Genomic DNA, 23,145 nt, shown 5'->3' with positions numbered 1-23,145 from the left:
GCTCCGGTCCTCCCTCGCTGGCGCTCGGTCGATCCTCACGCCTTGGCTCAGTCCTCGTCGAGGATGCGCGGGACCGCGAAGCGTTGCAGCTCCTGCGCCGGCGCGCCCGAGAGCGCCTCCTCAGCGGTGAGGCCGGGGCGCACGACGTCGGGCCGTGTCACGTTGGTGAGCGGCATCGGGTGCGACATCGGCGCCACGCCCTCGATCGGGGCCTGCTGGACCTTGGCGACGGACTCGAGGATGACGGTGAGCTCCCCGACCATGCGGTCGAGCTCGGCGTTCGAGAGGTCGATGCGGGCGAGGCCGGCCAGGTGGGCGACGTCGGCCCGGGACAGGGAAGACATGCCAGCCAGTCTATGGGGCGGCCCACCGGGTCCCCATACGGCCCGAACCGGCCGTTCCCGCCGGTGCCGAGTGAGCGTTCCGCCGCCCGCCCCCCGCTCCAGCGCCCGGGGACGTCAGCTGCGGGGGCGGTTGCGCCGCTCGATGACCCGCTCGCGGATGAGGTTGCGCGCCGTGCCCCAGATGCCATGGCGGAAGAGCAGCACGATGAGCACGAAGATCGTCCCAGTGATCATGGCGATGCCGCTGACCCCTGCGGATGCGAGGTAGTCCTCCAGGTAGACGACGACTCCGGCGCCGACCAGTCCGCCCCAGAGCGTCCCGATCCCGCCGAGGACGGTGATCAGGACGACCTTTCCGGACGTCGTCCACGCGACCTCCTGGAGCGAGGCGAACCCGTGGCTGATGGAGAAGACCCCGCCGGCGAGCCCCGCGAGCCCCGCGGAGATGACGAAGGCAACGATCTTGTACTTCTCCACGTCGTAGCCGAGCGCGCGTGCCCGCGCCGGGTTGTCCCGAATCGCCGTGAGGACCCGACCGAAGGGCGAGTTGACGACCCGCCACGCGACGAGGACCCCGACGACGATGACGGCGGCGCCGGCGTAGTAGAAGTAGAACGAGTCGGTCTCGACGGCCTCGATGCCGAAGAAGTTCTTGGGAATGCCTTGCAGGCCGTTCTCGCCACCGGTGACGTCGCGCCACTGGTTGACGATGAAGTAGAGCATCTGGGCGAAGGCCAGCGTGACCATCGCGAAGTAGATGCCGGTGCGCCGGACCGACAGGTAGCCGATCGGCACCGCGATGAGCATGGCGAAGACGGCCCCGCCGAGGACCGCGAGCGGGAACGGCAGACCCGTGTTGATCGCGATGAGTCCGGTCGCGTAGGCCGAACCACCCCAGAAGGCCGCATGGCCGAAGCTGAGCAGCCCGGTGAACCCGAGGAGCAGGTCGATGCTGATCGCGAACAGACCCCAGCAGAGGATGTCCATCGCGACCGGCGGGTAGATCTGGTACGGCAGGACCACGAGGACGGCGAGGCCGGCGAGCAGCAGGAGGTAACGCCACGGGCTCCGACGCGAGAGGATCGACGGCTTGGCGAGGTCGACGTCGGTCCGCGCGGTGAGCTGGTCGGTCATGCGAGCTCCTCCCGTCCGAAGAGCCCAGCGGGCCGGACGAGGATGACGAGCGCCATCAGCACGAAGATGACGATCTGGGCGTAGGCGGGTGCGTAGGCCACTCCGTAGGCCTCGACGAGCCCGACGAGGAAGCCGGCGACGACCGCACCGAGGATCGATCCCAGTCCGCCGATGACGACGACGGCGAAGAGGATGATGATGAAGTTGCTGCCCATCTCGGCCGTGATCGCGCGGGCCGGAGCGGCGAGGACGCCGGCCAGCCCGGCCAGCGCGATGCCGAAGCCGAAGACCGGGGTGATCCAGCGCCCCACGTTGATGCCGAGCGCGCGGGTCCGCTCCGGGGCCTCCGTCGCGGCCCGGACGATCATGCCGATGCGGGTCCGGGTGAGCAGCAGCCCGACGGCGATGCAGACGGCCACCGAGAAGAGGCAGGCGAAGATCGCGTAGGTCGGCAGGCTGAGGCTGCCGAGCGTCACCTGGCCACCGAGGCCGGGCGGGATCTGGTAGGGCAGGCCGGAGACCCCGTATCGCTGCTTGACGGCTTCGACGAGCACCAGGGTGAGGCCGAAGGTGAGCAGGAAGTTGTAGAGGGGGTCGAGCTGGAGCAGCCACCGGATGAGGGCCCGCTCCATGAGGACCCCGAACCCGAACATGAGGATCGGCACGAGGATCAGGGCCACCCAGAAGTTGACGTTGAGCTCGGCGAGGAGGACGGCCGAGAGCACGGCCCCGAGCATGTAGCAGGCGCCGTGGGAGAAGTTCACGACCCCGAGGACGCCGAAGATGACCGCGAGCCCGAGTGCGGACAGGGCGTAGAACCCGCCGGCCGCGAGCCCCTGCAGCGTGTACTGGATGAAAGCGCTCATCGTCCTGGGCCTTCTCTCCGTGCTCTTCGTGCTCTTCGTGCTCTTCGTCGGTTCGTCATCCCGGCCTTCTCGTCTCGATCCTGCGGAGGGCCGGGTGCCGGGTGCGTCGCCGCACCCGGCACCTCCGCCCTCCGCATGGGATCAGCTCACATCGTGCAGGCGTCCGACACAGGACCGAAGGCCTCGGCTGCCGGGATCGTCGCGACGATCTCCTGGTAGTCCCACTCCTCCTTGACCTGGTCCTTGGTCTTGACCTTGGCGAGGTAGGCGTCGTGGAGCACCCGGTGGTCGGCAGCGCGGATCTCGCCGTTGCGGAGGAAGACGTCGTTGATCTTCTTGCCCTCGAGCTTCGCGATGACCGCGTCGGCGTCGTCGGTGCCGGCCTCCTGGATCGCCTCGAGGTACTGGTACGCAGCGGAGTAGTTGCCCGCGTGGGCGAACGACGGACGAGTGTTCGTCTTCTCGGTGAAGCGGTCCGCCCACTCGCGGTTCTGGTCATCGAAGTTCCAGTACCAGGCGTCGGTGAACTGCGTGCCGGAGAACTGCTCCACGCCGAGGGAGTGGATGTCCGTGATGAACATCAGGCCGACCGCGAGCGTGGCCTTGTCCTGCATCCCGGCCTGGTTGTACTGCTTGACGAAGTTGATGAGGTCACCGCCCGCGGCCATCGTGCCGACGACGTCGGGGCTGTTTGCGGCCGCCTTGGTGATGAACGTCGCGAAGTTGTCGTTGGGGAACGGCGTCGGGATCGACTCGACGACCTCCCCGCCCGCACCCTGCACGGCGGCCGTGAACGACTTGTTCATGTCCTGGCCGAAGGCATAGTCGGGGTACACGATCGACCAGGTCTTGCCGCCGTTCTTGACCGTCGCCGCGCCTGTCCCGTAGGCGAGCATGTAGGTGTCGTAGGCCCAGTGGAAGGTGTACTTGTTGCACGACTCGCCGGTGAGCGCGGTCGTGGCGGCACCGATGTCGATGAAGAGCTTCTTCTTCGCCTTGGCCTGGGTGGCGACGGCGAGAGCGGCCGACGAGGTCGGGACGTCGAGGATGATGTCGGCGTTCTGGCGGTCGTACATCTCCTGCGCCTTGGTGTTGGCGACGTCGGGCTTGTTCTGGTGGTCCGCCTGGATGACCTCGATGGTCTTGGCAACGGCGTCGTCGCCGTACTTGGCCTTGTAGTCGTCGATCGCCATCTGGATCGCGACCGCCGAGTTGGGGCCGGACAGGTCCTTGTAGACGCCGGACTGGTCGTTGAGCAGGCCGATGACGACCTTGTCGTTGCTCAGCGCGGCGTCGCCGTCGGACTGGGGGCCGCCGGCACCGCTGCCGCAGGCCGCCAGTGCCAGCGATGCCGAGGCCGCGATGGCCACGGCGCCCGTGACCTTGTTCCTGCCACTCATGTCCCCTCCTGGGATTCGTGCGTCGGGTGGTGCGTGCGGGGTACTGCGTTGCGGCGCCAGGTTGCCGGCGTCGCGCTGAGGGATGCTGGGGTCTACATCCCGAGATAGGTGAGCAGCTCGCTCTCGCGGGCCCGGAAGTCCTCGTTGTCGAGGTGCTCGACGACCCTCCCCTGTGCGAGGAGGTAGTGCCGGTCGGCCACGGTGGAGGCGAACTTGACGTTCTGCTCGACGAGCAGGACGGCCACGCCGTGGGCCTTGATCTCGCGGATGATCTCCCCGATGCTCTGGACGATCACGGGGGCGAGGCCCTCGCTCGGCTCGTCGAGCAGGAGCAGACGGGCGCCCATCCGCAGGACCCGCGCCATGGCGAGCATCTGCTGCTCGCCCCCCGACAGCTTCGTGCCGGGGAAGTCCCGGCGTTCGTGGAGTGCCGGGAAGTACTCGTAGATGCGCTCGAGCGCCCACCCGTCGTCGCGGACGACGGGTGGCAGCAGGAGGTTCTCCGCGACGGAGAGGCTGGCGTAGATGCCTCGGTCGTCCGGCACCCAGCCGATCCCGAGTCGTGCGCGGCTGTCGGCGGACCGTCGGTGCAGCTCGATGCCGTCCAGCGTGAGGGAGCCCTGGACTTGCTTGTGCAGGCCCATGATCGAGCGGAGCAGGGTGGTCTTGCCCGCGCCGTTGCGCCCGACCAGGGTGACCACCTCCCCTTGCCCGATCTCGAGGCTCACGTCCGTGAGGACACGGGCCTCGCCGTACCACGCGGAGACCCCCGCGACCTCGAGCGACGTCCTGGTCCGGGTCTCAGTCATGGATCGCTCCGAGGTAGGCCGTGATGACGCGTTCGTCGTGGCGCACCTCGTCGTAGCTGCCCTCGGCGAGCACCTGGCCCGACTGGAGCACAGTGACCGTGTCGGCGAGCGAGCCCACCACGTGCATGTTGTGGTCGACGAGGACGACCGTGCGTCCGGTCGAGAGCCGCTTGACGAGCGCGATGGTGCGATCGACGTCCTCGATGCCCATCCCGGCGGTCGGCTCGTCGAGCAGGAGGAGCTTGGGGTCGAGAGCCATGGCGATGGCCAGCTCGAGCGCCCGCTTCTGGCCGTAGGCGAGCGCGCCGGCAGGGGCGCCGGCCCGGTCGGCCAGACCCACCTGGTCGAGGAGCTCCATGGACCGTTCCCGGAAGACCGCGAGCCGCTTGATGGACCGCCAGAACTGCATGCCCAGACCCGTGGGGCTGGCGAGGGCGAGCTCGAGGTGCTCCCGCAGGGTCATCTGGTCGAAGAGGCTGGTGATCTGGAAGGAACGCGCGATGCCGAGAGGCGCGATGTCCTCGGGCTCCTTGCCGGTGATGTCCTGGCCGTCAAAGACGATGGAGCCCGACGTCGGGGTGAGGAAGCCCGTGAGGAGGTTGAACAGGGTCGTCTTGCCGGCTCCGTTGGGGCCGACGAGCGCATGGATGGTGCCCTCGGCGACGGAGAGGTTGACCTCGGAGACCGCGGTGAACCCGCGGAACTCCTTGGTCAGGGAGCGGGTCTCGAGCAGCGGCGGGCGCTGGGACACCTGCACCTCCTCGTGCGGATTGTGGTCTTTCGTCCGGACTGCCGTCCTCGACTCGGGCAACTCTAGGAGTCGCCGAGACGCAGGACACGGGTGCTACGCACACACCTGTCACGCCGGTATGGCCGTGGCACACATGCTCCGGACGATCGTCCCGAGGCACCGGTCGTTCAGTCGGGCGACCCCGTCTCGAGCAGCCGCACGAACTGGGCCTCGTCGAGGATCGGCAGCCCGAGCTCCTCCGCCTTGGCCGCCTTCGACCCCGCGTTGTCGCCGACCACGACCCAGTCGGTCTTCTTCGAGACCGAGCTGGCAGCCTTGCCGCCGCGGCTGACGATGGCCTCCTTCGTCTCGTCCCGGGAGAAGCCGTCGAGGGAGCCCGTGACGACGACGGTGCGCCCCTCGAGGGTGCGCTCGACGGAGGAGTCGACCTCGTCCTTCATCCGGACGCCCGCTGCAGCCCACTTGCGCACGATCTCGGCGTGCCAGTCGACGGCGAACCAGGCCGTCACGGACTCGGCGATGACGCCGCCCACCCCCTCCGCCTCGGCGAGCTCCTCGATCGAGGCGGATCGGATCGCGTCCATCGAGCCGAAGGTCGTCGCGAGGGCACGGGCGGCGGTCGGCCCCACGTGCCGGATGGACAGGGCCACCAGGACGCGCCACAACGGCTGTGACTTGGCCTTCTCCAGCTCTGCCAGCAGCTTCTCGCCGTTGGCGGAGAGGACCCGGCCGTCCACGACGCGCTCCGGAGGGTCGGTCTTCCGGGCCGCCCGGGTGTAGAGCGGCACGGCGGAGAGCTTCTCCCGGGTCACCCCGTAGTGCCCTGCCTCGGGGCTGTCGGCGGGCGGGGCGAAGAGGTCTCCCTCGTCGGTGATGATGCCGGACTCGAGCAGGGCGATGGAGCCCTCCCAGCCAAGGGCCTCGATGTCGAGCGCCGACCGCGACGCCAGGGCGAAGACGCGCTCGCGCAGCTGGCTGGGGCAGGACCGGGCATTGGGGCAGCGGATGTCCTTGTCGCCCTCCTTCTCGGGGGCGAGTGGCGTGCCACACGCCGGGCACGTGGTGGGCATGACGAAGGCCCGCTCGCTCCCGTCCCGCAGTTCGACCACCGGGCTGACGATCTCGGGGATGACGTCGCCTGCCTTCCGCAGCACCACGGTGTCACCGATGAGCACGCCCTTGCGCTCGACCTCGAACTGGTTGTGCAGCGTCGCCTGCTCGACCGTCGACCCCGCGACGACGACCGGCTCCATGACGCCGTAGGGGGTCACCCGCCCGGTCCGCCCCACGTTGACGCGGATGTCGAGCAGCTTGGTGTTGACCTCCTCGGGTGGGAACTTGAAGGCGATCGCCCAGCGGGGTGCCCGCGACGTCGAGCCGAGCTGACGCTGGAGGGCGACCTCGTCGACCTTGACGACGATGCCGTCGATGTCGTGCAGCCCGTCGTGGCGGTGCTCGCCGTGGTAGGTGATGAAGTCCTCGACCGCGGAGATGTCGTCGAGCACCTTGACCTGGTCCGAGGTCGGCAGGCCCCAGGCCCGAAGCATCTCGTAACCCTGGCTCTGGCGCTCGATGTCGAAGCCTCGCCGGGCGCCGATGCCGTGGACGAGCAGCTGGAGTGGGCGGCTCGCCGTCACCTTCGGGTCCTTCTGGCGCAGCGAACCGGCCGCCGCGTTGCGCGGATTGGCGAACGGCGCCTTCCCGGCCGCGACGAGTGACGCATTGAGATCGGCAAAGCCGGCAGTCGGGAAGAAGACCTCACCCCGGATCTCGACGAGCGCGGGCAGGTCTTCCCCGGAGAGCCGCTCCGGGACCCCCGCGATCGTGCGGACGTTGTTGGTCACGTCCTCGCCCGTGCGACCGTCGCCCCGGGTGAGGGCCCGCACGAGCCTGCCCCGCTCGTAGAGGAGGTTGACGGCGAGACCGTCGATCTTGAGCTCGGAGAGGAAGTGCGCGCCGGCGCCGACCTCTCGCTCGACCCGCTCCGCCCAGGCCCGCAGCTCCTCGAAGGAGAAGGCGTTGTCGAGGCTGAGCATCCGCTCGACGTGGTCCACCGTCTCGAAGCCGGTCGCGAACGCCGAACCGCCGACGTTCTGGGTCGGGCTCTCCGGGGTGCGCAGCGAGGGCCACTGCTCCTCGAGCTCGCCCAGCCGGCGGATCATCACGTCGTACTCCGCATCGCTGATCGTCGGCGCGTCCTTGACGTGGTAGGCGAACTGGGCGGCGCTCGCCCGCTCGGCGAGGTCTGCCCACTCCTGATGGACCTCGTCCGGGATCGTGTCCTCGACGACGGCCGAACCGGTCGCGCGGCCCGTGGTCGCGCCGCTCCCGCTGATCTCGGTCTCGGTGATCTCGCTCTCCGTGATCTCGCTCACCTGCACATCCTGCCAGCCACCGCCGACGGTCACGAGGGAGCGGCTGCCGGCCCAGCGGCATACGGAATCCTCGCGCGGCACCCGCGCCACGATCACGATGTGGTTGACATCAGGCGGATGGGTTTGGTGGATGCCCACACGATCAGGGACACTCTCCCGAGGGGTTCGAGTTGGCCAGCCGCCTCCGACAGGGGTCGAGCGCGGTGGGGTCACGAGGGGAAAGCGTGAAGCACACCATGCGTTCTGTCCGCCACACGTTCGTGGCTGTCCTGGCCGTTGTCGGCCTGCTCGGCGTCACCGCGTGCTCGTCCGGGGGCTCGGCCGACGCGGGTGCCCCGACCAGCGTGCCGGCCACGAGCACCACGACGACAGCCGCGCCCACGCCGACGACTCCGCCGGTCAAGTGGGTCACCACGCCGCGCTCCGGCGCCAAGAGCGTCGCGGTCGACACCAGAGTGTCGGCGCGCACCGAGGACGGCACCCTCACCAAGGCCTCCCTGTCGTATGTCAGCAAGAAGGGCGAGAAGGTCTCGGTCGACGGCTGGCTCGAGTCGGGCACGTGGACCGCGAGCGACCTGCTCGAGCCCGGGGTGAAGTACACCTTCGACCTCCGCGCGACCGATGAGGCCGGCCGGGAGAAGCGGACCAAGCGCTCGTTCACGACCGCGGACCTCACCCTCGACGACCAGATCTGGACGAAGGTCTACCCGGACGGCGGCACGGTGGGCATCGGCATGCCGGTCATCGTCACCTTCGACCTGCCCGTCGTCGACAAGGCGACCTTCGAGAAGCACATGGAGGTCACCTCGAAGCCCGCGCAGGAGGGCTCCTGGTACTGGCTGTCGTCCCGCGAGGCTCATTGGCGGCCGAAGAAGTACTGGATCCCCGGCACCAAGGTGCACGTCGAGGCGCGACTCAACGGTGTGCCCGCCGGCGGTGGCCGCTGGGGCGAGCAGACCGTCATCACCGACTTCACGGTCGGACGCTCGGTCATCGCCAAGGTCAACCTCGACACCCACATGATGGACGTCGTCATCAGCGGGAAGAAGGCCAAGACCATCCCTGTCTCCGGTGGACGCCCCGGCTGGGAGACCCGCTCGGGCGTCAAGGTCATCATGGCGAAGTACGTGGACTTCACGATGAAGGCCGAGTCGATCGGTCTCAAAGAGGGGGACAAGGACTACTACGAGGACGTCGAGGTCAAGCGGGCCCTGCAGATCACGCACTCGGGCGAGTTCCTCCACTCGGCGCCGTGGTCGGTCCCCCAGCAGGGTCGCGACAACGTCAGCCACGGCTGCGTGGGCATGAGCGACTCGAACTCCATCTGGCTCTACGACAACATGCGTGTCGGCGACGTCGTCGAGACGGTGGGCACCGAGAAGCCGATGACGATGGGCAACGGCTACGCCGACTGGAACCTCAGCTGGTCCGCCTGGCAGAAGGGTTCAGCGCTCTGACGCACTGCGGACCCACGGCGCGGCGGGCAGGAATCAGGCCGTATGCCGCTGGGCGCGCTCCCGGGTGACCGTGCAGCGTGCGCCTGGCGGGGTTCACGGCCTGGACGGGCGCGCCGGGCGGGTGACGACCACGGCGGCGGCGAGCACCAACGCGGCCCCGGTGAGCTGCCAGGGGCCGAGACGCTCCCCGAGGAAGACGTAGCCGAGCGCGACCGACACGATCGGGACGAGGTAGGTGACGAGCGAACCGACCTGCTGCCCCACGGCGCGGAAGACGTCGAACTGGAAGAAGTAGGCGACGCCGGTGCCGAGGACCCCGAGCGCCAGGATCGCCAGGATCGGCGCCGTGCCGGTCCCCACGGCATCGGCGGCCGGGGACCAGGGCGTCGCGAACCGCTCGCGGCTGAAGGCCCACCAGATGAGCAGCACGATCGTCATCTGACCGGCGGCTGCCGTGAGCAGGGCTGCGGGGAGCGAGAGCCCACCGAGGTCCGCCTTCGAGAGGTACTTGCGCACCCAGGTCCATCCGATGCCGTAGGAGGCCCCGGCGACGAGCGTCATGCCGAAGCCGACGAGGTCGGGCTGGCCGGCGGACTGCCAGGGCTGGGCGATGAGGGCCACCCCGAAGAAGCCGACGAGGATGGCGACGATCCGGCGCCCGGGGAGTCGCTCGGAAGGGATCATGGCCATCGTCGCGAGGACCGTGGCGATGGGGGTGATCGCGTTGCCGATCCCGGCCAGGGCCGAGCTGACCCGCTCCTCGCCGAGCGGGAAGAGGACGAACGGGAGTGAGGCGAGAAAGACCGCGACGAGCATCAGGTGACGCCACACCGCCCAGGACCGTGGAAGGCGACCCCCGGTGAGGTGGAGCAGCACGACGACGGTCACCGCCCCGAGGACGATCCGCGCTGTGGCGATCTGGACCGGCGAGAACCACCGGAGGCCCAGCTTCATGAAGAGGAAGCTCGCACCCCAGATGAACGCCAGCGAGCCGAACTTCACCTGCCACGGCACGCGCTGCGGTCGCACTGGCGCCGAAGGGGCCCCCGCTCCCCCGCTGCTGTCGAGCTCGATCGCCTCTCGCGTCACTCGCACACGATAACGACGACCGCCGACCACCTCCCGTGATTTTTCACCTCAGCTGGGCGGAGCTGAGGCCCAGGAGGCGCCGCGCGACGACGAGCAGCTGGATCTGCTGGGTCCCTTCGAAGATGTCGAGGATCTTCGCGTCCCTGGCCCATTTCTCGAGCAGCCCGGTCTCGGCATAGCCGGTCGGCCCGGCGAGCTCGACGCAGGCGAGCGCGACGTCGACGCAGGTGCGGCCGGCCTTCGCCTTGGCCATCGAGGCCTCCATCGAGTTGGGGCGACCGTTGTCCGCCATCCAGGCGGCCCGCATGGTGAGCAGGTACGCGGACTCGTACTCCGCCTCGAGCTCGGCGAGCCTGGCGGCCGCGGCGCTCTGGCAGGTCGGCGGCCGGTCCCAGTCCACCGTGACGCCCGCACCCGCGAGAAGCTCGGTCGTCGTGTCAAGGCACGCGCGGGCGAGACCGACGGCCATGGCGGCGACGAGCGGCCGCGTGTTGTCGAAGGTGGCCATGGCCCCACCGAAGCCGCCCTCGGTCCGGATCTCCGGGTCGCCCAGGAGGTCGCTCGCCGGGACGCGGCAGTTGTCGAGGTGGAAGTTCGCCGTGTCGGAGGCGCGGATCCCGAGCTTGTGCTCGAGGCGGACGAGCTTGAGTCCCGGGTTGTCCCGCTCGACGACGAACGACTTGATGGCCTTCTTGCCGAGGCTGCGGTCGAGGGTGGCCCAGACGACGACGAGCTCGGCGCGCTCGCCGGCGGTGACGAAGATCTTCTCGCCGTTGAGGACGTACTCGTCGCCGTCCTTCACCGCAGTGGTGCGGATCGCGCCGGAGTCGGAACCCGCTTCGGGCTCGGTGATCGCCATGGCGGCCCAGCGCCTGCCGTAGCGCGCCTTCTGCTCCTCGGTCGCGACCGCGGCGATCGCCGCATTGCCGAGGCCCTGGCGTGGGATGGACAGGGCGAGGCCGACGTCGCCGCGGCAGGTCTCCATGACGGACAGCACCGACGACAGGTTGGCGCCGTTGCGGTTGCCCGGACCGCGGGGTGCCTTCCGACCCGACCCGACACCGGCCACCTCGCTGGGGAGGTCCGTGGTCCGCGTTGCTCCCGCTGCGCCTGCGCCCTGCCCGGCGCCGGAGTCGGTGAGGCCGTCGATGACGGCCGAGACGAGGTCGAGCTCGACCGGATAGGTGTGCTCGGCGCGGTCGTACCTGCGCGAGATGGGCCGCATCACCTCCTCCGCGAAGCCGCGGGTCTGGTTGACGAGGGGGATGAACTTCCTGGGGACCTCGAGGTTGATCATGTCTGCTCCTTCGGATGCGGCTGGGCTGTTGTCGTCTGCGGGGAGGGGTCGGTGTCCGGCCGGCCGGCCCTCAGACGAGCAGCACCCCCTCGAGGACGCCGGCGCCGCGCAGGTCGCGGTACCAGCGCTCGTTGTCGAACTCCTTGACGAAACCGTGGCCGCCGAGGAGCTGGACCGCGTGCGAGCCGATCTGCGCGCCGTGCCTGGCGGTCAGCTGGCGAGCGTGGGCGATGAGCTGCCCCGCCTCCTTGCCCTGGTCGAGCCGCGCCGCAGCGCGCCAGACGACGAGGCGCAGGCCCGCGAGCTCGATGGCGACGTCGGCGACGGTGAAGGCCACGGCCTGGCGGTGGGCGATGGGCTCCCCGAAGGCTTGGCGCGACGTCACGTAGGGGCCGAGCTGGTCGAGGGCTGCTTGGGCCGTCCCGCACGCCGCGGCGGCCCACGCGAGCCTGGCCCGGCGAACGGCGTCGAGGTGGTCGGCGCTGGTCCCGAGCAGGTTGGCCGCGGGGACGACGACGTCGTCGAGGACGACTCGGCCGGTTGCTGCGGCGCGGATCCCCATGGCCGGGTCGTCCTCCACCGTGAGGCCGCGGGCGCCCGTCTCGACGATGACGAGGCGAGGGGCGCCGTCGACGAGCGCCGAGACGACGAGGAGTTCTGCGCCGGCCGCTCCGACGACGAGGGACTTGGCGCCGTTGAGGACGAGGTCACTCCCCCGGGCGACCGCGGTCGTCCGCGGCGCGAGGGGGTCGAAGAGCGGATGCGGCTCCATCAGTGCCAGTGAGGCGACCGCAGGCAGGTCCTCCCCGGTGAACGCCGGCAGGTAGGTCGCCTGCTGGGCGCTCGTGCCGTAGTTGGCGAGCGCGGCCGCTACGGCAGCGGGCGCCATGAGCGCGGTCGCGATCCCGAGGTCGCCGCGAGCGAGCTCCTCGATGACCAGCGCCGTGGTGACGGCGGAGCGCTCTTCAGCGATCCCGCCGAGGTCGACGGGCACGGCGATGAGGGGCAGCCCGAGCGCCGCAGCCGCGCGCGTGACGCCCTCAGGCACGGCACGCTCGCCGTCCGCCCCCGCGCCGGCGGGACGGATCACCTCGTCGGCGAGGCTCGCCGCCGCAGAGCGGATCATCTCCTGGTCCTCGCTCGGCGTGAGGTCGAACTCGCGAGGCCGTGCGGCCACGCCGCTCCGAGTCGGGTCGCCGGTGCCGGGGCGCGCCGGGAACGACCGCCTGGAGGCGGCGTCAAGTGCTCCGAAGGCCCCCTTGCTCCCCCTGTAGAGGAGGTGCTCGACGGTGCGACGAACCTCCCGGTTGCCCAGCAACGGCAGCGAGCCGGCCCGGGTGATGAGGCGGAGCCCGAGCCGTTGCCCACGGTCGGCGAGGTTGAGGTGGTTCAGAGCCATGTGCGGCAGGGTCCTTCGCTCGGGTGATGGAGCACTACGCATGCTCACTCGACGGCGCCGGAGGCGCACCAGGACAACGATGTTACCCCCGGTAGGTTACGCCCTTCGGCCATCCGGCCTTCAGGCGACGTATGCCGCTGCTAGGGCGCCCGCAGGATCCTGTCCATCGCCTTGCCCTTGGCGAGCTCGTCGACGAGCTTGTCGAGGTAGCGGATCTGCTGCATCAACGGGTCCTCGACGTCCTGCACCCGCACCCCACACACCACGCCCGTGATCAACGAGGCACGGGGATTGAGCCGGGCATCGGCAAAGAAGTCCTCGAACGTCGTCCCGCCGTCCAGATGACGCTTCAAGGCTGCCTCGTCGAATCCGGTCAGCCACTCGATCACCTGATCCAGCTCCGCCTTCGTGCGCCCCTTCCTCTCGACCTTCGTCACGTAGTGGGGATACACCGAGGCGAAGCTGACGGAGAAGATCCGGCTCATCCGGTCAGCCTAGTGCGGGGGGTCCCGGCGCACCTCAGGCTGCGGCGCGCTCCGCGAGCTCGGCAGCCGCGTCCACCGCGGCGCGCTGGATGGCCCGGGCCATCTCCGGGGAAGACCCCGCCAGGCCACACGCGGGGGTCACGACGACCTCGGAGAGCGCGCCCAGCGGCATACCGACCCGTTGCCAGGGCTCGGCGAGGCTCTCGGCCACGTCGACCGCCCGGGTCTGCGACCCGTCCGTCGGCACCGCGCCCGCGTGCAGCCGGATGCCGTCCTCCACCGCGACGGCGACACCCTCCCAGCCGCGGGGCCCGAGCACCGACGTGTCGAGCGAGAGCGCACTCGGCCGCACGGACCGCAGGAGCGGCAGCGGCGGGTCGGCGCTGCAGCAGTGGATGACGGTCTCGCCGTCGTGCGCCGCGAGCACCGAGCCCAGACCGCCCGCGGCGACCTGCGGGTCCACCGCGGGGAGCCGCCCCAGGCCCGAGGCCGTGGGCAGCCGCCCCGACAGGACCGCGCCGAGCGACGGCTCGTCGACCTGCAGGACGACCTCCGCGCCCGGCAGCAGTCGCCGGACTGCTGCGACGTGCGACCGGACGCCTTCCGCCAGGGACTCGGCGAGGTCCCGGCAGGCCCCAGGGTCGACGACGGCCCGCTCCCCGCGGGGCAGCCAGAGGGAGGCCGCCAGCGTCCACGGTCCGACGACCTGGAGCTTGATCGGGCCGATGTGCCCCTCGAAGACCTCGGCCACCTCGTCGAGGTCCTCGCGCATCAGGGCGGCAGTGCGGTTCGCATCCTGGCCGGGCCGGTCCACGAGGCGCCAACCGGCTGGTTGGAGGTCGACGGCCAGCTCGACGAGCAGCCCGGCGGTGCGGCCGATCATGTCGGCGCCCGGGCCGCGGGCCGGCAGCTCGGGAAGGTAGGGCAGGTGTCCGTCGAGCAGCTCACGCACCTGCCCCAGGGCCTCACGCACGGACGTCCCCGGCCACGAGCCGATCCCGGTTGCCTGAGTCACGCCCCCACCCTAGTGACGGGGCCACTCACTAGGGTTGCTGCGTGCCGCTATCGCACAGTGAGTTCTCGGGGCGCGGCGACCTGCGCGACATGCAGGCGATGTGCTCCCGGGTCTGGACCCCGCAGGCCCGCTTCCACCCGGGCCAGCTGGCGTGGAACCGCTACTCACACCCGGTGGACCCCGACCGGGTCGAGCCGGGTGACGCAATCGCCCTCTGGCGTGCAGGCGGCGAGGTCGTCGGCTTCGGCTGGGCCGAGGGCCCCGACTGGCTCGAGCTCCAGGTCGACCCGTCCCACCCGGAGGTGGTCGGCGAGGTCATCGACTGGTTCGAGAACTGGAGCGACGCGCCGCGGCAGTCCGTGCTGACGATGGACGGCGACGGCGAGACGGCGCTCGCGGACGCGGGCTTCCACCCCGAGCGCGACGGCTGGCACCTCACGCACCACGTCCTGGACCTGACCCGGCTCCCGCCCGTGCCCGAGGTCGCGGGCTACCGCTTCCGGCCTGTCTCACCGGACGAGGTGGGCCCCCGGGCCGCTGCTCATCGAGCGGCCTGGTCGGAGTTCGGGGAGTCACGCGTCACCTCGGAGGCGTATGCAGCTGTGATGGCGACGTGGCCCTACCGGCATGACCTCGACTGGGTGGCCGTCGACGATGTCGGGGACATCGTGGCCACCGCCATCGTGTGGCTGGACGAGACGATCGGGGTCGGCCTCATCGAACCGGTCGGCTGTGTGCCCGGGCACCGCCGGCGCGGTCTCGCCGGTGCCGTGACCCTTGCCGCCCTGCACCGGGCGCGTGAGCTCGGCGCCCACACCGCCCTCGTGAGCCCACGTGGCGACGACGACTACCCGGGGCCACGTCGCCTCTACCAGGCGCTCGGGTTCCGGCCCGTCACGCGGACCGTGACGTGGACCAGGTCGCTGGGCTGACGTGCGTGTCGCAGCCGCGGCCGCGCCTGTCAGGCGAGTGCGACAGCCATCTCGAACTGGGCCATCGTCGGCACGACCCCGACCGCGCCGAAGGCTTCGACGAGCACGGACCCCTCGGGCTCGTTGACGTCCCGCAGCGCGGCACCGGGCCACCGAGCCGCGAGCGCCGCGGTCACGGCGTCGGCGGCAAGGCGGGTCCGGGCACCGCCGGCGAGGACGGACCACCCGCCGGGCTGCTCACGCACGACCACCAGCGCGTCCGGATCCTCTCGGGGGCCCGTCCCCACGGCGTGCGTGACGTCGTTTGCCGCGGCGAGGACGCTGTGGGCCTCGCGCCCCCACGCACTGGGCGGCAGACCCGTCGGACCGGGGAGGGCGGCAAAGAATCGGGAGGCTTCGCCCGGCCCGGCCCACCACGCGGACCCGGTCCCCGGGCCGTCCGGCAACCCCGGCGTGCCCGGCGTATCCGGCAACCCCGGCGTGCCCGGCGTGCCCGGCGAAGCCGGGGCCAGCGTCCCGGTGAGGACGAGCAGACGCCGGGTGATCGCGAAGCCGGCACGCTCGTAGACCCGGCGGGCCCAGTTCTGCTCGAGCACCTCCAGGACGACGTGACGGACGCCGGTGGATCGCGCCACGACGAGCTGCTCCTCGATGAGCGGCCCGGCCAGCCCGCGCCCTCGATGACTGGGCGCGACGCCGAAACCACCGACCCAGCCCCGACTCCCCGCGGCTCCGTCGGCATCGCTGGAAACGGCAGCGGCCGGGGTGCCCGCCGGCCGGACCCCCAACAACGACAATGCGACCGGGCGGTCGTCCTCGAGCCACACGATCGAGCGGCGGAGGTCGATCGAGCCCACTCGGACGTGTGCCCTGAGGTCCTCGGCGGTTCGGCGCATCGGCACGAAGTAGCCGTCGTAGGCAGCGTTCCACGCGTCCACGAGGACGGACTCGGCCACCTCGCTGACCCGGCGTGACTCGATCGACACGGGTCGGACCCCTGCCTGGGCTCGGGCGCGGTCGGGCGAACCCACGGGATCGGTCATGCGTCGACGCGCTCGAGGCGCGTGGAGCCGATCGTCGCGGAGCCGACGACGCGGGTCCCGTCGTAGAGGACGACCGACTGCCCTGGTGCGACCCCGCGGATGCGGGCGTCGAGTCGCACCTCGACGTCATCCCCTGACGCCCACGCTCGGGCCGGGTACTCCTCGCCGTGCGCACGGACCTGCGCGCCGACGCGGACGATGCCTTCCGGTGGGGGACCACACCAGCGGGCATGGTCCCCGGTGAGCGCGTTGATGCCGAGCAGCTCCGACGTGCCCACGACGACCTGGTTGGTCTCGCTCCGGACCTCGATGACATAACGAGGCCGGCCATCCGCTGCCGGGCGGGCCAGGCCCAGGCCCTTGCGTTGGCCGACGGTGTAGGCGAACGCGCCGGAGTGCCGCCCCACGACACTGCCGTCTGCGTCGACGATGTCTCCCGGCTCCTCACCCAGGGCTCGCCCGAGCCAACCCCGGGTGTCTCCATCAGGGATGAAGCAGATGTCGTGACTGTCGGGCTTGCTGGCGATGTAGAACCCGCGTGCCGCGGCCTCCTCGCGAACCTGCGGCTTCGTCGTGTCACCGAGGGGGAAGAACGCGTGTGCCAGCTGGTCCTCGTCGAGGACGCCGAGGACGTAGCTCTGGTCCTTCGCGGCGTCCACGGCCCGGTGCAGCTCACGACGCACTGCCCCGGCACCGTCGGGCACGTCGACGATGCGGGCGTAGTGGCCGGTCGCCACGGCGTCGAACCCGAGGGCCAGCGCCTTGTCGAGCAGCGCCGAGAACTTGATCTTCTCGTTGCACCGCAGGCACGGGTTGGGCGTGCGTCCTCGCGCGTACTCGGCCGTGAAGTCCTCGATGACGTCGCGCCGGAACCGCTCAGCCATGTCCCACACGTAGAAGGGGATCCCGAGCACGTCCGCGACCCGCCGGGCATCGCCCGCGTCCTCGATCGTGCAGCAGCCGCGGGCGGACTCGCGCAGCGTCGCCGCGCTCTGCGAGAGCGCCAGGTGCACCCCGACCACGTCATGACCGGCGTCGAGCATCCGTGCGGCGGCCACCGCGGAGTCGACGCCTCCGCTCATCGCGGCAACAACCCTCATGACGTGGCCCGCCTCGCTCGTCGCGCGCGCTCGATCGCAGCCGGGAGGGCCTCGATGACCTCGTCGACGTCAGACTGCGTCGAGGTGTGGCCGAGCGACAGGCGAAGCGCACCCCGGGCGTCGCCCTCGCTGATGCCCATGGCGAGGAGCACGTGGCTCGGCTGCGGAACCCCGGCCTGGCAGGCCGATCCGGTGGAGCAGGAGATGCCGGCGGCATCGAGAAGGTAGAGCAACGAGTCGCCGTCGCAGCCGTCGATGAGCAGGTGTGCGTTTCCCGGGACGCGGCGCTCGTGGTCGCCGGCCTGCCAGTAGCCGCCGGGCCTGATGCCGAGGTCGAGTCCGAGGGCCCGCTCGAGGAGCTGGTCTCGCAGCCCCTCGAGGCGCGCGATCTCGGTGTCGAGAGCCCCGGTCGCGGCGACGACGGCTGCCGCGAAACCCCGGATGGCGGGGGTGTCCAGCGTCCCGGACCGCAGCTGCCGCTCCTGCCCGCCGCCGTGCGACAACGGCACGAGCCGGGCGTCCCGACGGGCCACGAGGGCGCCGACGCCGATGGGACCGCCGAGCTTGTGGGCCGTGATGGACAACAGGTCGGCGCCGCTCGCAGCGAAGTCGACGGGCAGGTGCCCGACGGCCTGCACGGCGTCGGTGTGGAAGGGCACGTCGTGCTCATGTGCCACGGCGGCGATGGATCGGACGTCCTGGATCGTGCCGACCTCGTTGTTGGCCCACATGACCGAGACGAGCGCGACGGATCCGGGATCCTGCTCGATGGCGCGCCGGACGGCCTCCGGCTCGACGAAGCCGTCGCTCGTCGGCTCGACCCAAGTCACCTTCGCCCCGTCGTGCCGGACGAGGAACTCCACGCAGTCGAGCACCGCATGGTGCTCGATGGCGCTGACGACGAGGCGGGTGCGCGCCGGGTCGGCGTCACGACGCGCCCAGTACGTGCCCTTGACCGCGAGGTTGTCGGACTCGGTGCCCCCGGAGGTGAAGATGACCTCGGACGGGCGCGCACCGATCGCCTTGGCGATCCTCTCCCTCGACTCCTCGACCACCCGGCGCGCGGCACGCCCGGTGCGGTGGAGCGACGACGCGTTGCCGACACGGGTCAGCTGCTCCGTCATCGCCGCAAGAGCGGCGGGGAGCATCGGCGTGGTCGCCGCGTGGTCGAGGTAGGCAGTCACCCACCGATTCTAGGTGGGCACGCGCCGTGCCCAGAACCTTGGCCGTATGCCGCTGAGCGGGCTCCTCAGGTTCAGCCCCTGACGCCGCTCCCGTCCTCGCCGACGAGGCGAGATCGGGGCCGTCGGCGCCGCATCGTGGCTACCGGGCGTAACTCCTCGTGGTGCGCCCTCGTTGGACAGGCACGTCGCCGCCCTCGCCGAAGCGGGCGGCCAGCACGAGAGGGAACCATGCCGAAGAACGAGTCCCGTCCAGCCGTCCCGCCCACCTCACGCGCCACTCCTCGCCGCCGGCGCACCGCAGCGTTGGCCGGTCTCGCCGCCGTTGCCCTCGGTGCCGGTGCCCTCGCCGGGCCCGCCGGCGCTGCCCCGGATCCGACGACGCCGGCACCGCTCTCCCCCTGGCTCGCCGAGCAGTGGTCGAACCTGTCGCCAGTCCAGCCGACGACCGTCCTCGTCCACGGCACCGATGTCGCCAGCGCCGGGGCGGCCGCCAGGACCGCGGGCCTCGTCGTCCGCCAGTCCTTCGACCGGATCGGCGTCGTCGTCGCCACCGGCCTGCCCGCCCAGATCAGCGCCGTCCGCTCCGCCCCCGGCGTCACCTACGTCGAGGGCAACCAGCCGATCGAGTTCTCACTGTCGACCTCGAACACCGCCACCCGCGGCTCGGAGGCGCGGGCAGCACTCACGGGCGCCGACGGCAGCGCCCTCGACGGCTCGGGTGTCAGCATTGCCGTCATCGACTCCGGGGTCGACCCGACCCACCCCTTCCTGACCAACCCGGACGGCTCCTCGGCCGTCGTCCGCAACCTCAAGGTCGTCTGTGACCTGTTCGAGCTCACCCCCTGCCAGGCGGTGGATGCGGGGCCCGTCGACACGGACCTGCTCGCGGTCGGTGGGCACGGCACGCATGTCAGCGGCATCGTCGCCGGCCGCGACGTGACGCTGCCGGACGGGACGACGATGCACGGTGCGGCGCCGGGCTCCTCGCTCGTGAGCCTCGCCACGGGAGCGGTCCTGTTCATCGTCGGGGCGGACTCGGCCCTCAACTGGGTCCTCGAGAACCACGCCGCGCCGTGCGGCCCTGACGTCCCGGCGTCGACGTGCCCGCCGATCAAGGTCACGAGCAACTCCTACGGTCCGTCCGGCGGCGGCGACTTCGACCCGGACTCCGCCACCGTGAAGCTCCAGCGCGAGCTCGTCAAGGATGGCGTCGTCACCGTCTGGGCCAACGGCAACGACGGTGGCGACGGGTCGGAGAACCTCTCCAACCCACCCGGGCAGGATCCGACCGGCGGGATCATCTCGGTCGCGTCCTACGACGACCGCGATACGGGGACCCGGGACGGCCTCGTGAGCTCATACTCCTCCCGGGGCCAGGAGGACAGCTTCGGGAGCTACCCCGACATCTCGGCCCCGGGCGAGAACATCACCTCGTCCTGCCGGATCCATCTCCCGATCTGCTCGACCGGGCTGGATCCGGTCGCGGGAGGGGACTACAACACGATCAGCGGCACCTCGATGGCGGCCCCACACGTCTCCGGCATCGTGGCGCAGCTGTTCCAGGCCCGCCCGACGGCAACCCCGGCGCAGGTCGAGGCCGTCCTCAAGACGACGGCCCACAAGTTCACGGACGGCGCCCCCTACGTCTCCGATCCTGCAGGTCAGGGCACGACGTCGTTCGACAAGGGTCACGGTCTCGTCGACGTCATGGCCGCGACGTCGGCACTGACCGCGAAGGCGTTCGGCAAGCGCCGTCGCTGACCGGGGACGCTCGCGGCTCTCATGGGGCCGAACTGCCTATGATCGGCCCCATGAGCGCCATGAGGCATGCCGACCGCACCCTCAGAGCGCCCGCCGGCCACCGGGCGATCGCCGCGCTGGCCAGTCCCGCCGTCGGCTATTTCGTCGCCCGTCTCGTCCTCGTGCTGTCCACGCTGCCAGAGCTGCCCGTCTACGCCGCCTGCCTCACGTTGGCCACCCTGCTCGGCCTGCGCACCTGGACCGCCCGCATCCACCTGCGCGACACCTCGATGCGCGTGCACAACTCCCTCGTCACGGTGACCATCCCCCGTGACAGCGTCCGCCGTGTCACGGAGACGGGCCGGGTCGAGTGGTATCCACGACGCCGGAACCAGCGCCCGTCGCGATCCCTCGCCGAATCCCTCCGGGCACCGTGGTGGACCCTCGGCACTGCGAGGACCACGTACGCACGCAACCAGGAGGAGGTCCGCAGCTGGGTGCGCACGGGGCGGAGGCAGTCCGACGACAAGGCGGCGGCCTGAGCGCGAGCCGGCCCAGCGGCATACGGCCCGCTCGGCCCGGCGGTGGCGACCACGCCACCCGCGACGCGAAAGGCCCCCGACCAGGCGTGGTCGGGGGCCTTCGACGAGGGAGAGCGCCTTAGCCCTTGGCGGCCTTGATCGCCTCGGTGGCCTGCGGGAGGACCGTGAAGAGGTCCCCGACGACACCGAAGTCGACGAGCTCGAAGATCGGCGCCTCGTTGTCCTTGTTGACGGCGACGATCGTCTTCGACGTCTGCATGCCGGCCCGGTGCTGGATGGCGCCGGAGATGCCGCAGGCGACGTAGAGCTGCGGGCTCACCTGCTTGCCGGTCTGGCCGACCTGCGCGGTGTGCGGGTACCACCCGGCGTCGACGGCCGCGCGCGACGCACCGACCGCTGCACCGAGGGAGTCGGCGAAGTCCTCGACGGGCGAGAAGTCGCCGCCGGTGCCACGACCACCGGAGACGACGATGGCCGCCTCGGTCAGCTCGGGACGTCCGGTCGCCTGCTTCTCCTTGGACTCGGTGATCTTTGCGCTGCGAGCTGCCTCGGACGGCGTGTAGTCGACGACCTCGTCGGCGGCAGCCGCCGGGGCCTCCTCCGGCGCAGCGGAGTTCGGCTTGACAGTGATGATGGGCGTGCCCTTGGTCACCGTCGCCTGCACGGTGTAGGACCCGGCGAAGACCGACTGGGTGGTGGCCACGCCGCCACCGTCAGCGGCCTGGACGTCGACGGCGTCGGTGATCAAGCCGGACTCGGTCTTGACGGCGAGCCGGGCCGCGACCTCCTTGCCCTCCGTGTTGGACGGCACGAGCACTGCGGCCGGCGACACGGAGCCGACGAGCTGCGCGAGGACCTCGGCCTGCGGGACGACGAGGTGCTCGAGCACCTCCGGCGACTCGACGCGGTAGACCTTGGCGGCGCCGAACTTCGCGAGCGACTCCTTCGCGGCGTCGAAGCCGGAGCCGATGAACACGGCCGACGGCTCGCCGAGGCGGCGCGCGATCGTCAGCAGCTCGGACGTGGTCTTGCGGACCTGGCCGTCGACGTGGTCGACGAGCACGAGAACTTCAGCCATTGCGATGTCTCTCCTTTGTGGCTGCTGCGATCAGATGAACTTGCGCTCAGCGAGGAACGTCGCGAGCTTCTGGCCCCCGTCACCCTCGTCGGCGACGATGGTGCCCTGGCTGCGCGGCGGCCGGGCTGCGAAGGACTCGACACGCGTCCACGCGGCATCGAGCCCGACCTGGCCCGCGTCGACACCGAGGTCGGCGAGGCTCCATTCCTCGACCGGCTTCTTCTTCGCCGCCATGATCCCCTTGAACGAGGGGTAGCGCGGCTCGTTGATCTGGTCGGTGACCGACACGAGGGCCGGGAGGGACGCCTCGATGGTCTGCGTGGACACGTCACCGTCTCGACGGATCGTGGCCGTCCCACCCTCGACGGTGAGCTCGGCCGCGAAGGTGACGGCCGGCAGGCCGAGCCGCTCAGCGAGCATGGTCGGGACGACACCCATCGTGCCGTCGGTCGAGGCCATGCCGGTGATGACGAGGTCGGGCGACGTCTCGGCCGAGAGCTTCTTGATCGCCTCCGCGAGGATCAGCGACGTCGCCGGCGCGTCGGAACCGTGGATGGCGTCGTCCTTGATGTGCACGCCCTTGTCGGCGCCCATCTGGAGGGCCTTCTTGATCGCGTCTGCTGCCTGGTCGGGCCCGACGGTCATGACCGTGACCTCGCCCTCCCCCGCCTCGACGATCTTCAGGGCCGCCTCGACGGCGTACTCGTCGAGCTCGGACAGCAGGCCGTCGACGTTCTCGCGGTCGGTCGTGTTGTCAGATGCGTTGAACGTGCGGTCCGCCTGGGCGTCCGGCACGTACTTGACACAGACGACGATGTTCATGGGTGAACGTCCTCTTCCGTAGCTGGTGTTCGAGCTGGTGATGCTCGCCTCATGGGTCCGGAGGTCCGCCCCGGCGCTGCCGTCCATCTTGTCACTGAGCGCTCGCATACCCATCACCGCCGTGGCGTGACGCTCACCACCCGTGGGCTGGCTCACGCCGACGACGATGTCGTATGCCGCTGCGCTGGTTCCGCTCGCCCGTGCACTCCCAGCGCTCCCCGCTTCCCCGCCGAGAACTTCGCCGGGGCGAAGTTGTGGCGGCCGCAACCGCAACCGAGCCGCC

The 23,145-nt window shown here is 70.7% G+C and carries 21 protein-coding genes; 4 read left to right on the top strand and 17 right to left on the bottom strand.

Translation table 11 applies throughout. The features are described from left to right. Positions 1-47: 47 nt before the first annotated feature. From gatC to ligA, 7 genes are all read right to left on the bottom strand, one after another. A complete protein-coding gene (gatC, locus tag LOY02_RS09550; RefSeq protein WP_317182119.1) occupies positions 48-344 on the bottom strand; it encodes an Asp-tRNA(Asn)/Glu-tRNA(Gln) amidotransferase subunit GatC in 297 nt (98 codons plus the stop codon). A gap of 114 nt (positions 345-458) precedes the next feature. Then, entirely contained in the window at positions 459-1,478 is a 1,020-nt protein-coding gene (locus tag LOY02_RS09545; RefSeq protein ID WP_317182118.1) for a branched-chain amino acid ABC transporter permease, read from the bottom strand. After that, on the bottom strand, positions 1,475-2,344 hold the full coding sequence (locus LOY02_RS09540; RefSeq protein WP_317182117.1) for a branched-chain amino acid ABC transporter permease: 870 nt from the start codon (positions 2,342-2,344) through the stop codon (positions 1,475-1,477). The genes LOY02_RS09545 and LOY02_RS09540 overlap by 4 nt, the downstream gene beginning before the upstream one ends. A gap of 146 nt (positions 2,345-2,490) precedes the next feature. Continuing rightward, positions 2,491-3,744 (bottom strand): ABC transporter substrate-binding protein, encoded by a 1,254-nt coding sequence (locus tag LOY02_RS09535; protein WP_317182116.1) that lies wholly within the window; start codon positions 3,742-3,744, stop codon positions 2,491-2,493. A 92-nt stretch (positions 3,745-3,836) separates the two neighbouring features. Then, positions 3,837-4,553 (bottom strand): ABC transporter ATP-binding protein, encoded by a 717-nt coding sequence (locus tag LOY02_RS09530; RefSeq protein ID WP_317182115.1) that lies wholly within the window; start codon positions 4,551-4,553, stop codon positions 3,837-3,839. Continuing rightward, positions 4,546-5,304, bottom strand: a complete 759-nt coding sequence (locus LOY02_RS09525) for an ABC transporter ATP-binding protein (protein ID WP_317182114.1) — start codon at positions 5,302-5,304, stop codon at positions 4,546-4,548. The genes LOY02_RS09530 and LOY02_RS09525 overlap by 8 nt, the downstream gene beginning before the upstream one ends. A gap of 167 nt (positions 5,305-5,471) precedes the next feature. After that, positions 5,472-7,640 (bottom strand): NAD-dependent DNA ligase LigA, encoded by a 2,169-nt coding sequence (gene ligA / locus LOY02_RS09520; RefSeq protein ID WP_410505935.1) that lies wholly within the window; start codon positions 7,638-7,640, stop codon positions 5,472-5,474. 275 nt (positions 7,641-7,915) lie between these two features. Here ligA and LOY02_RS09515 point away from each other — a divergent pair, with 275 nt between their 5' ends. Then, positions 7,916-9,136, top strand: a complete 1,221-nt coding sequence (locus LOY02_RS09515) for an Ig-like domain-containing protein (RefSeq protein WP_317182113.1) — start codon at positions 7,916-7,918, stop codon at positions 9,134-9,136. Between the two features lie 93 nt (positions 9,137-9,229). Here the strand turns inward: LOY02_RS09515 and LOY02_RS09510 are convergent, their stop codons facing one another. From LOY02_RS09510 to LOY02_RS09490, 5 genes are all read right to left on the bottom strand, one after another. Further along, entirely contained in the window at positions 9,230-10,225 is a 996-nt protein-coding gene (locus tag LOY02_RS09510; RefSeq protein WP_317182112.1) for a DMT family transporter, read from the bottom strand. A gap of 43 nt (positions 10,226-10,268) precedes the next feature. Further along, positions 10,269-11,522, bottom strand: coding sequence for an acyl-CoA dehydrogenase family protein (locus LOY02_RS09505; RefSeq protein WP_317182111.1), 1,254 nt, complete (start codon positions 11,520-11,522; stop codon positions 10,269-10,271). Positions 11,523-11,592: 70 nt separating this feature from the next. Then, positions 11,593-12,921 carry an acyl-CoA dehydrogenase family protein gene (locus LOY02_RS09500; RefSeq protein WP_317182110.1) on the bottom strand — a complete coding sequence of 443 codons (1,329 nt, stop codon included), beginning with the start codon at positions 12,919-12,921 and terminating at the stop codon, positions 11,593-11,595. 140 nt (positions 12,922-13,061) lie between these two features. Then, on the bottom strand, positions 13,062-13,406 hold the full coding sequence (locus LOY02_RS09495; RefSeq protein ID WP_317182109.1) for a DUF2200 domain-containing protein: 345 nt from the start codon (positions 13,404-13,406) through the stop codon (positions 13,062-13,064). A gap of 34 nt (positions 13,407-13,440) precedes the next feature. Beyond that, entirely contained in the window at positions 13,441-14,421 is a 981-nt protein-coding gene (locus LOY02_RS09490) for a methionine synthase (protein ID WP_317182108.1), read from the bottom strand. Positions 14,422-14,462: 41 nt separating this feature from the next. Between LOY02_RS09490 and LOY02_RS09485 the strand changes: the two genes are divergently transcribed. Then, on the top strand, positions 14,463-15,353 hold the full coding sequence (locus LOY02_RS09485) for a GNAT family N-acetyltransferase (RefSeq protein WP_317182107.1): 891 nt from the start codon (positions 14,463-14,465) through the stop codon (positions 15,351-15,353). A gap of 29 nt (positions 15,354-15,382) precedes the next feature. Here LOY02_RS09485 and LOY02_RS09480 read toward each other — a convergent pair whose 3' ends face one another. Genes LOY02_RS09480 through LOY02_RS09470 form a run of 3 tightly spaced genes read right to left on the bottom strand, consistent with a single transcriptional unit; the run spans position 15,383 to position 18,680 of the window. Then, positions 15,383-16,396 (bottom strand): GNAT family N-acetyltransferase, encoded by a 1,014-nt coding sequence (locus LOY02_RS09480; protein WP_317182106.1) that lies wholly within the window; start codon positions 16,394-16,396, stop codon positions 15,383-15,385. Continuing rightward, positions 16,393-17,496 carry a tRNA 2-thiouridine(34) synthase MnmA gene (gene mnmA, locus LOY02_RS09475; protein ID WP_317182105.1) on the bottom strand — a complete coding sequence of 368 codons (1,104 nt, stop codon included), beginning with the start codon at positions 17,494-17,496 and terminating at the stop codon, positions 16,393-16,395. The genes LOY02_RS09480 and mnmA overlap by 4 nt, the downstream gene beginning before the upstream one ends. Beyond that, positions 17,493-18,680 carry a cysteine desulfurase family protein gene (locus LOY02_RS09470; RefSeq protein WP_317182104.1) on the bottom strand — a complete coding sequence of 396 codons (1,188 nt, stop codon included), beginning with the start codon at positions 18,678-18,680 and terminating at the stop codon, positions 17,493-17,495. The genes mnmA and LOY02_RS09470 overlap by 4 nt, the downstream gene beginning before the upstream one ends. A 228-nt stretch (positions 18,681-18,908) precedes the next feature. Between LOY02_RS09470 and LOY02_RS09465 the strand changes: the two genes are divergently transcribed. Both LOY02_RS09465 and LOY02_RS09460 read left to right on the top strand, forming a co-directional pair. Further along, complete coding sequence (locus tag LOY02_RS09465) at positions 18,909-20,441, top strand: S8 family peptidase (RefSeq protein ID WP_317182103.1); 1,533 nt, start codon at positions 18,909-18,911, stop codon at positions 20,439-20,441. Between the two features lie 50 nt (positions 20,442-20,491). Next, positions 20,492-20,962 (top strand): hypothetical protein, encoded by a 471-nt coding sequence (locus tag LOY02_RS09460; protein WP_317182102.1) that lies wholly within the window; start codon positions 20,492-20,494, stop codon positions 20,960-20,962. A 118-nt stretch (positions 20,963-21,080) separates the two neighbouring features. Here LOY02_RS09460 and LOY02_RS09455 read toward each other — a convergent pair whose 3' ends face one another. Together LOY02_RS09455 and LOY02_RS09450 are read right to left on the bottom strand one after the other, a co-directional pair. Then, on the bottom strand, positions 21,081-22,040 hold the full coding sequence (locus LOY02_RS09455) for an electron transfer flavoprotein subunit alpha/FixB family protein (protein ID WP_317182101.1): 960 nt from the start codon (positions 22,038-22,040) through the stop codon (positions 21,081-21,083). Positions 22,041-22,070: 30 nt separating this feature from the next. Then, positions 22,071-22,862: an electron transfer flavoprotein subunit beta/FixA family protein gene (locus LOY02_RS09450; protein WP_317182120.1), complete on the bottom strand. Its 792-nt coding sequence runs from the start codon at positions 22,860-22,862 to the stop codon at positions 22,071-22,073. Positions 22,863-23,145 lie beyond the last annotated feature (283 nt).

Source organism: Intrasporangium sp., from assembly GCF_032907665.1.
Lineage (GTDB): Bacteria > Actinomycetota > Actinomycetes > Actinomycetales > Dermatophilaceae > Intrasporangium.
The sequence above is the reverse complement of the archived record's forward strand: the minus strand, read 5'-3'. Positions and strand labels throughout refer to the sequence as shown.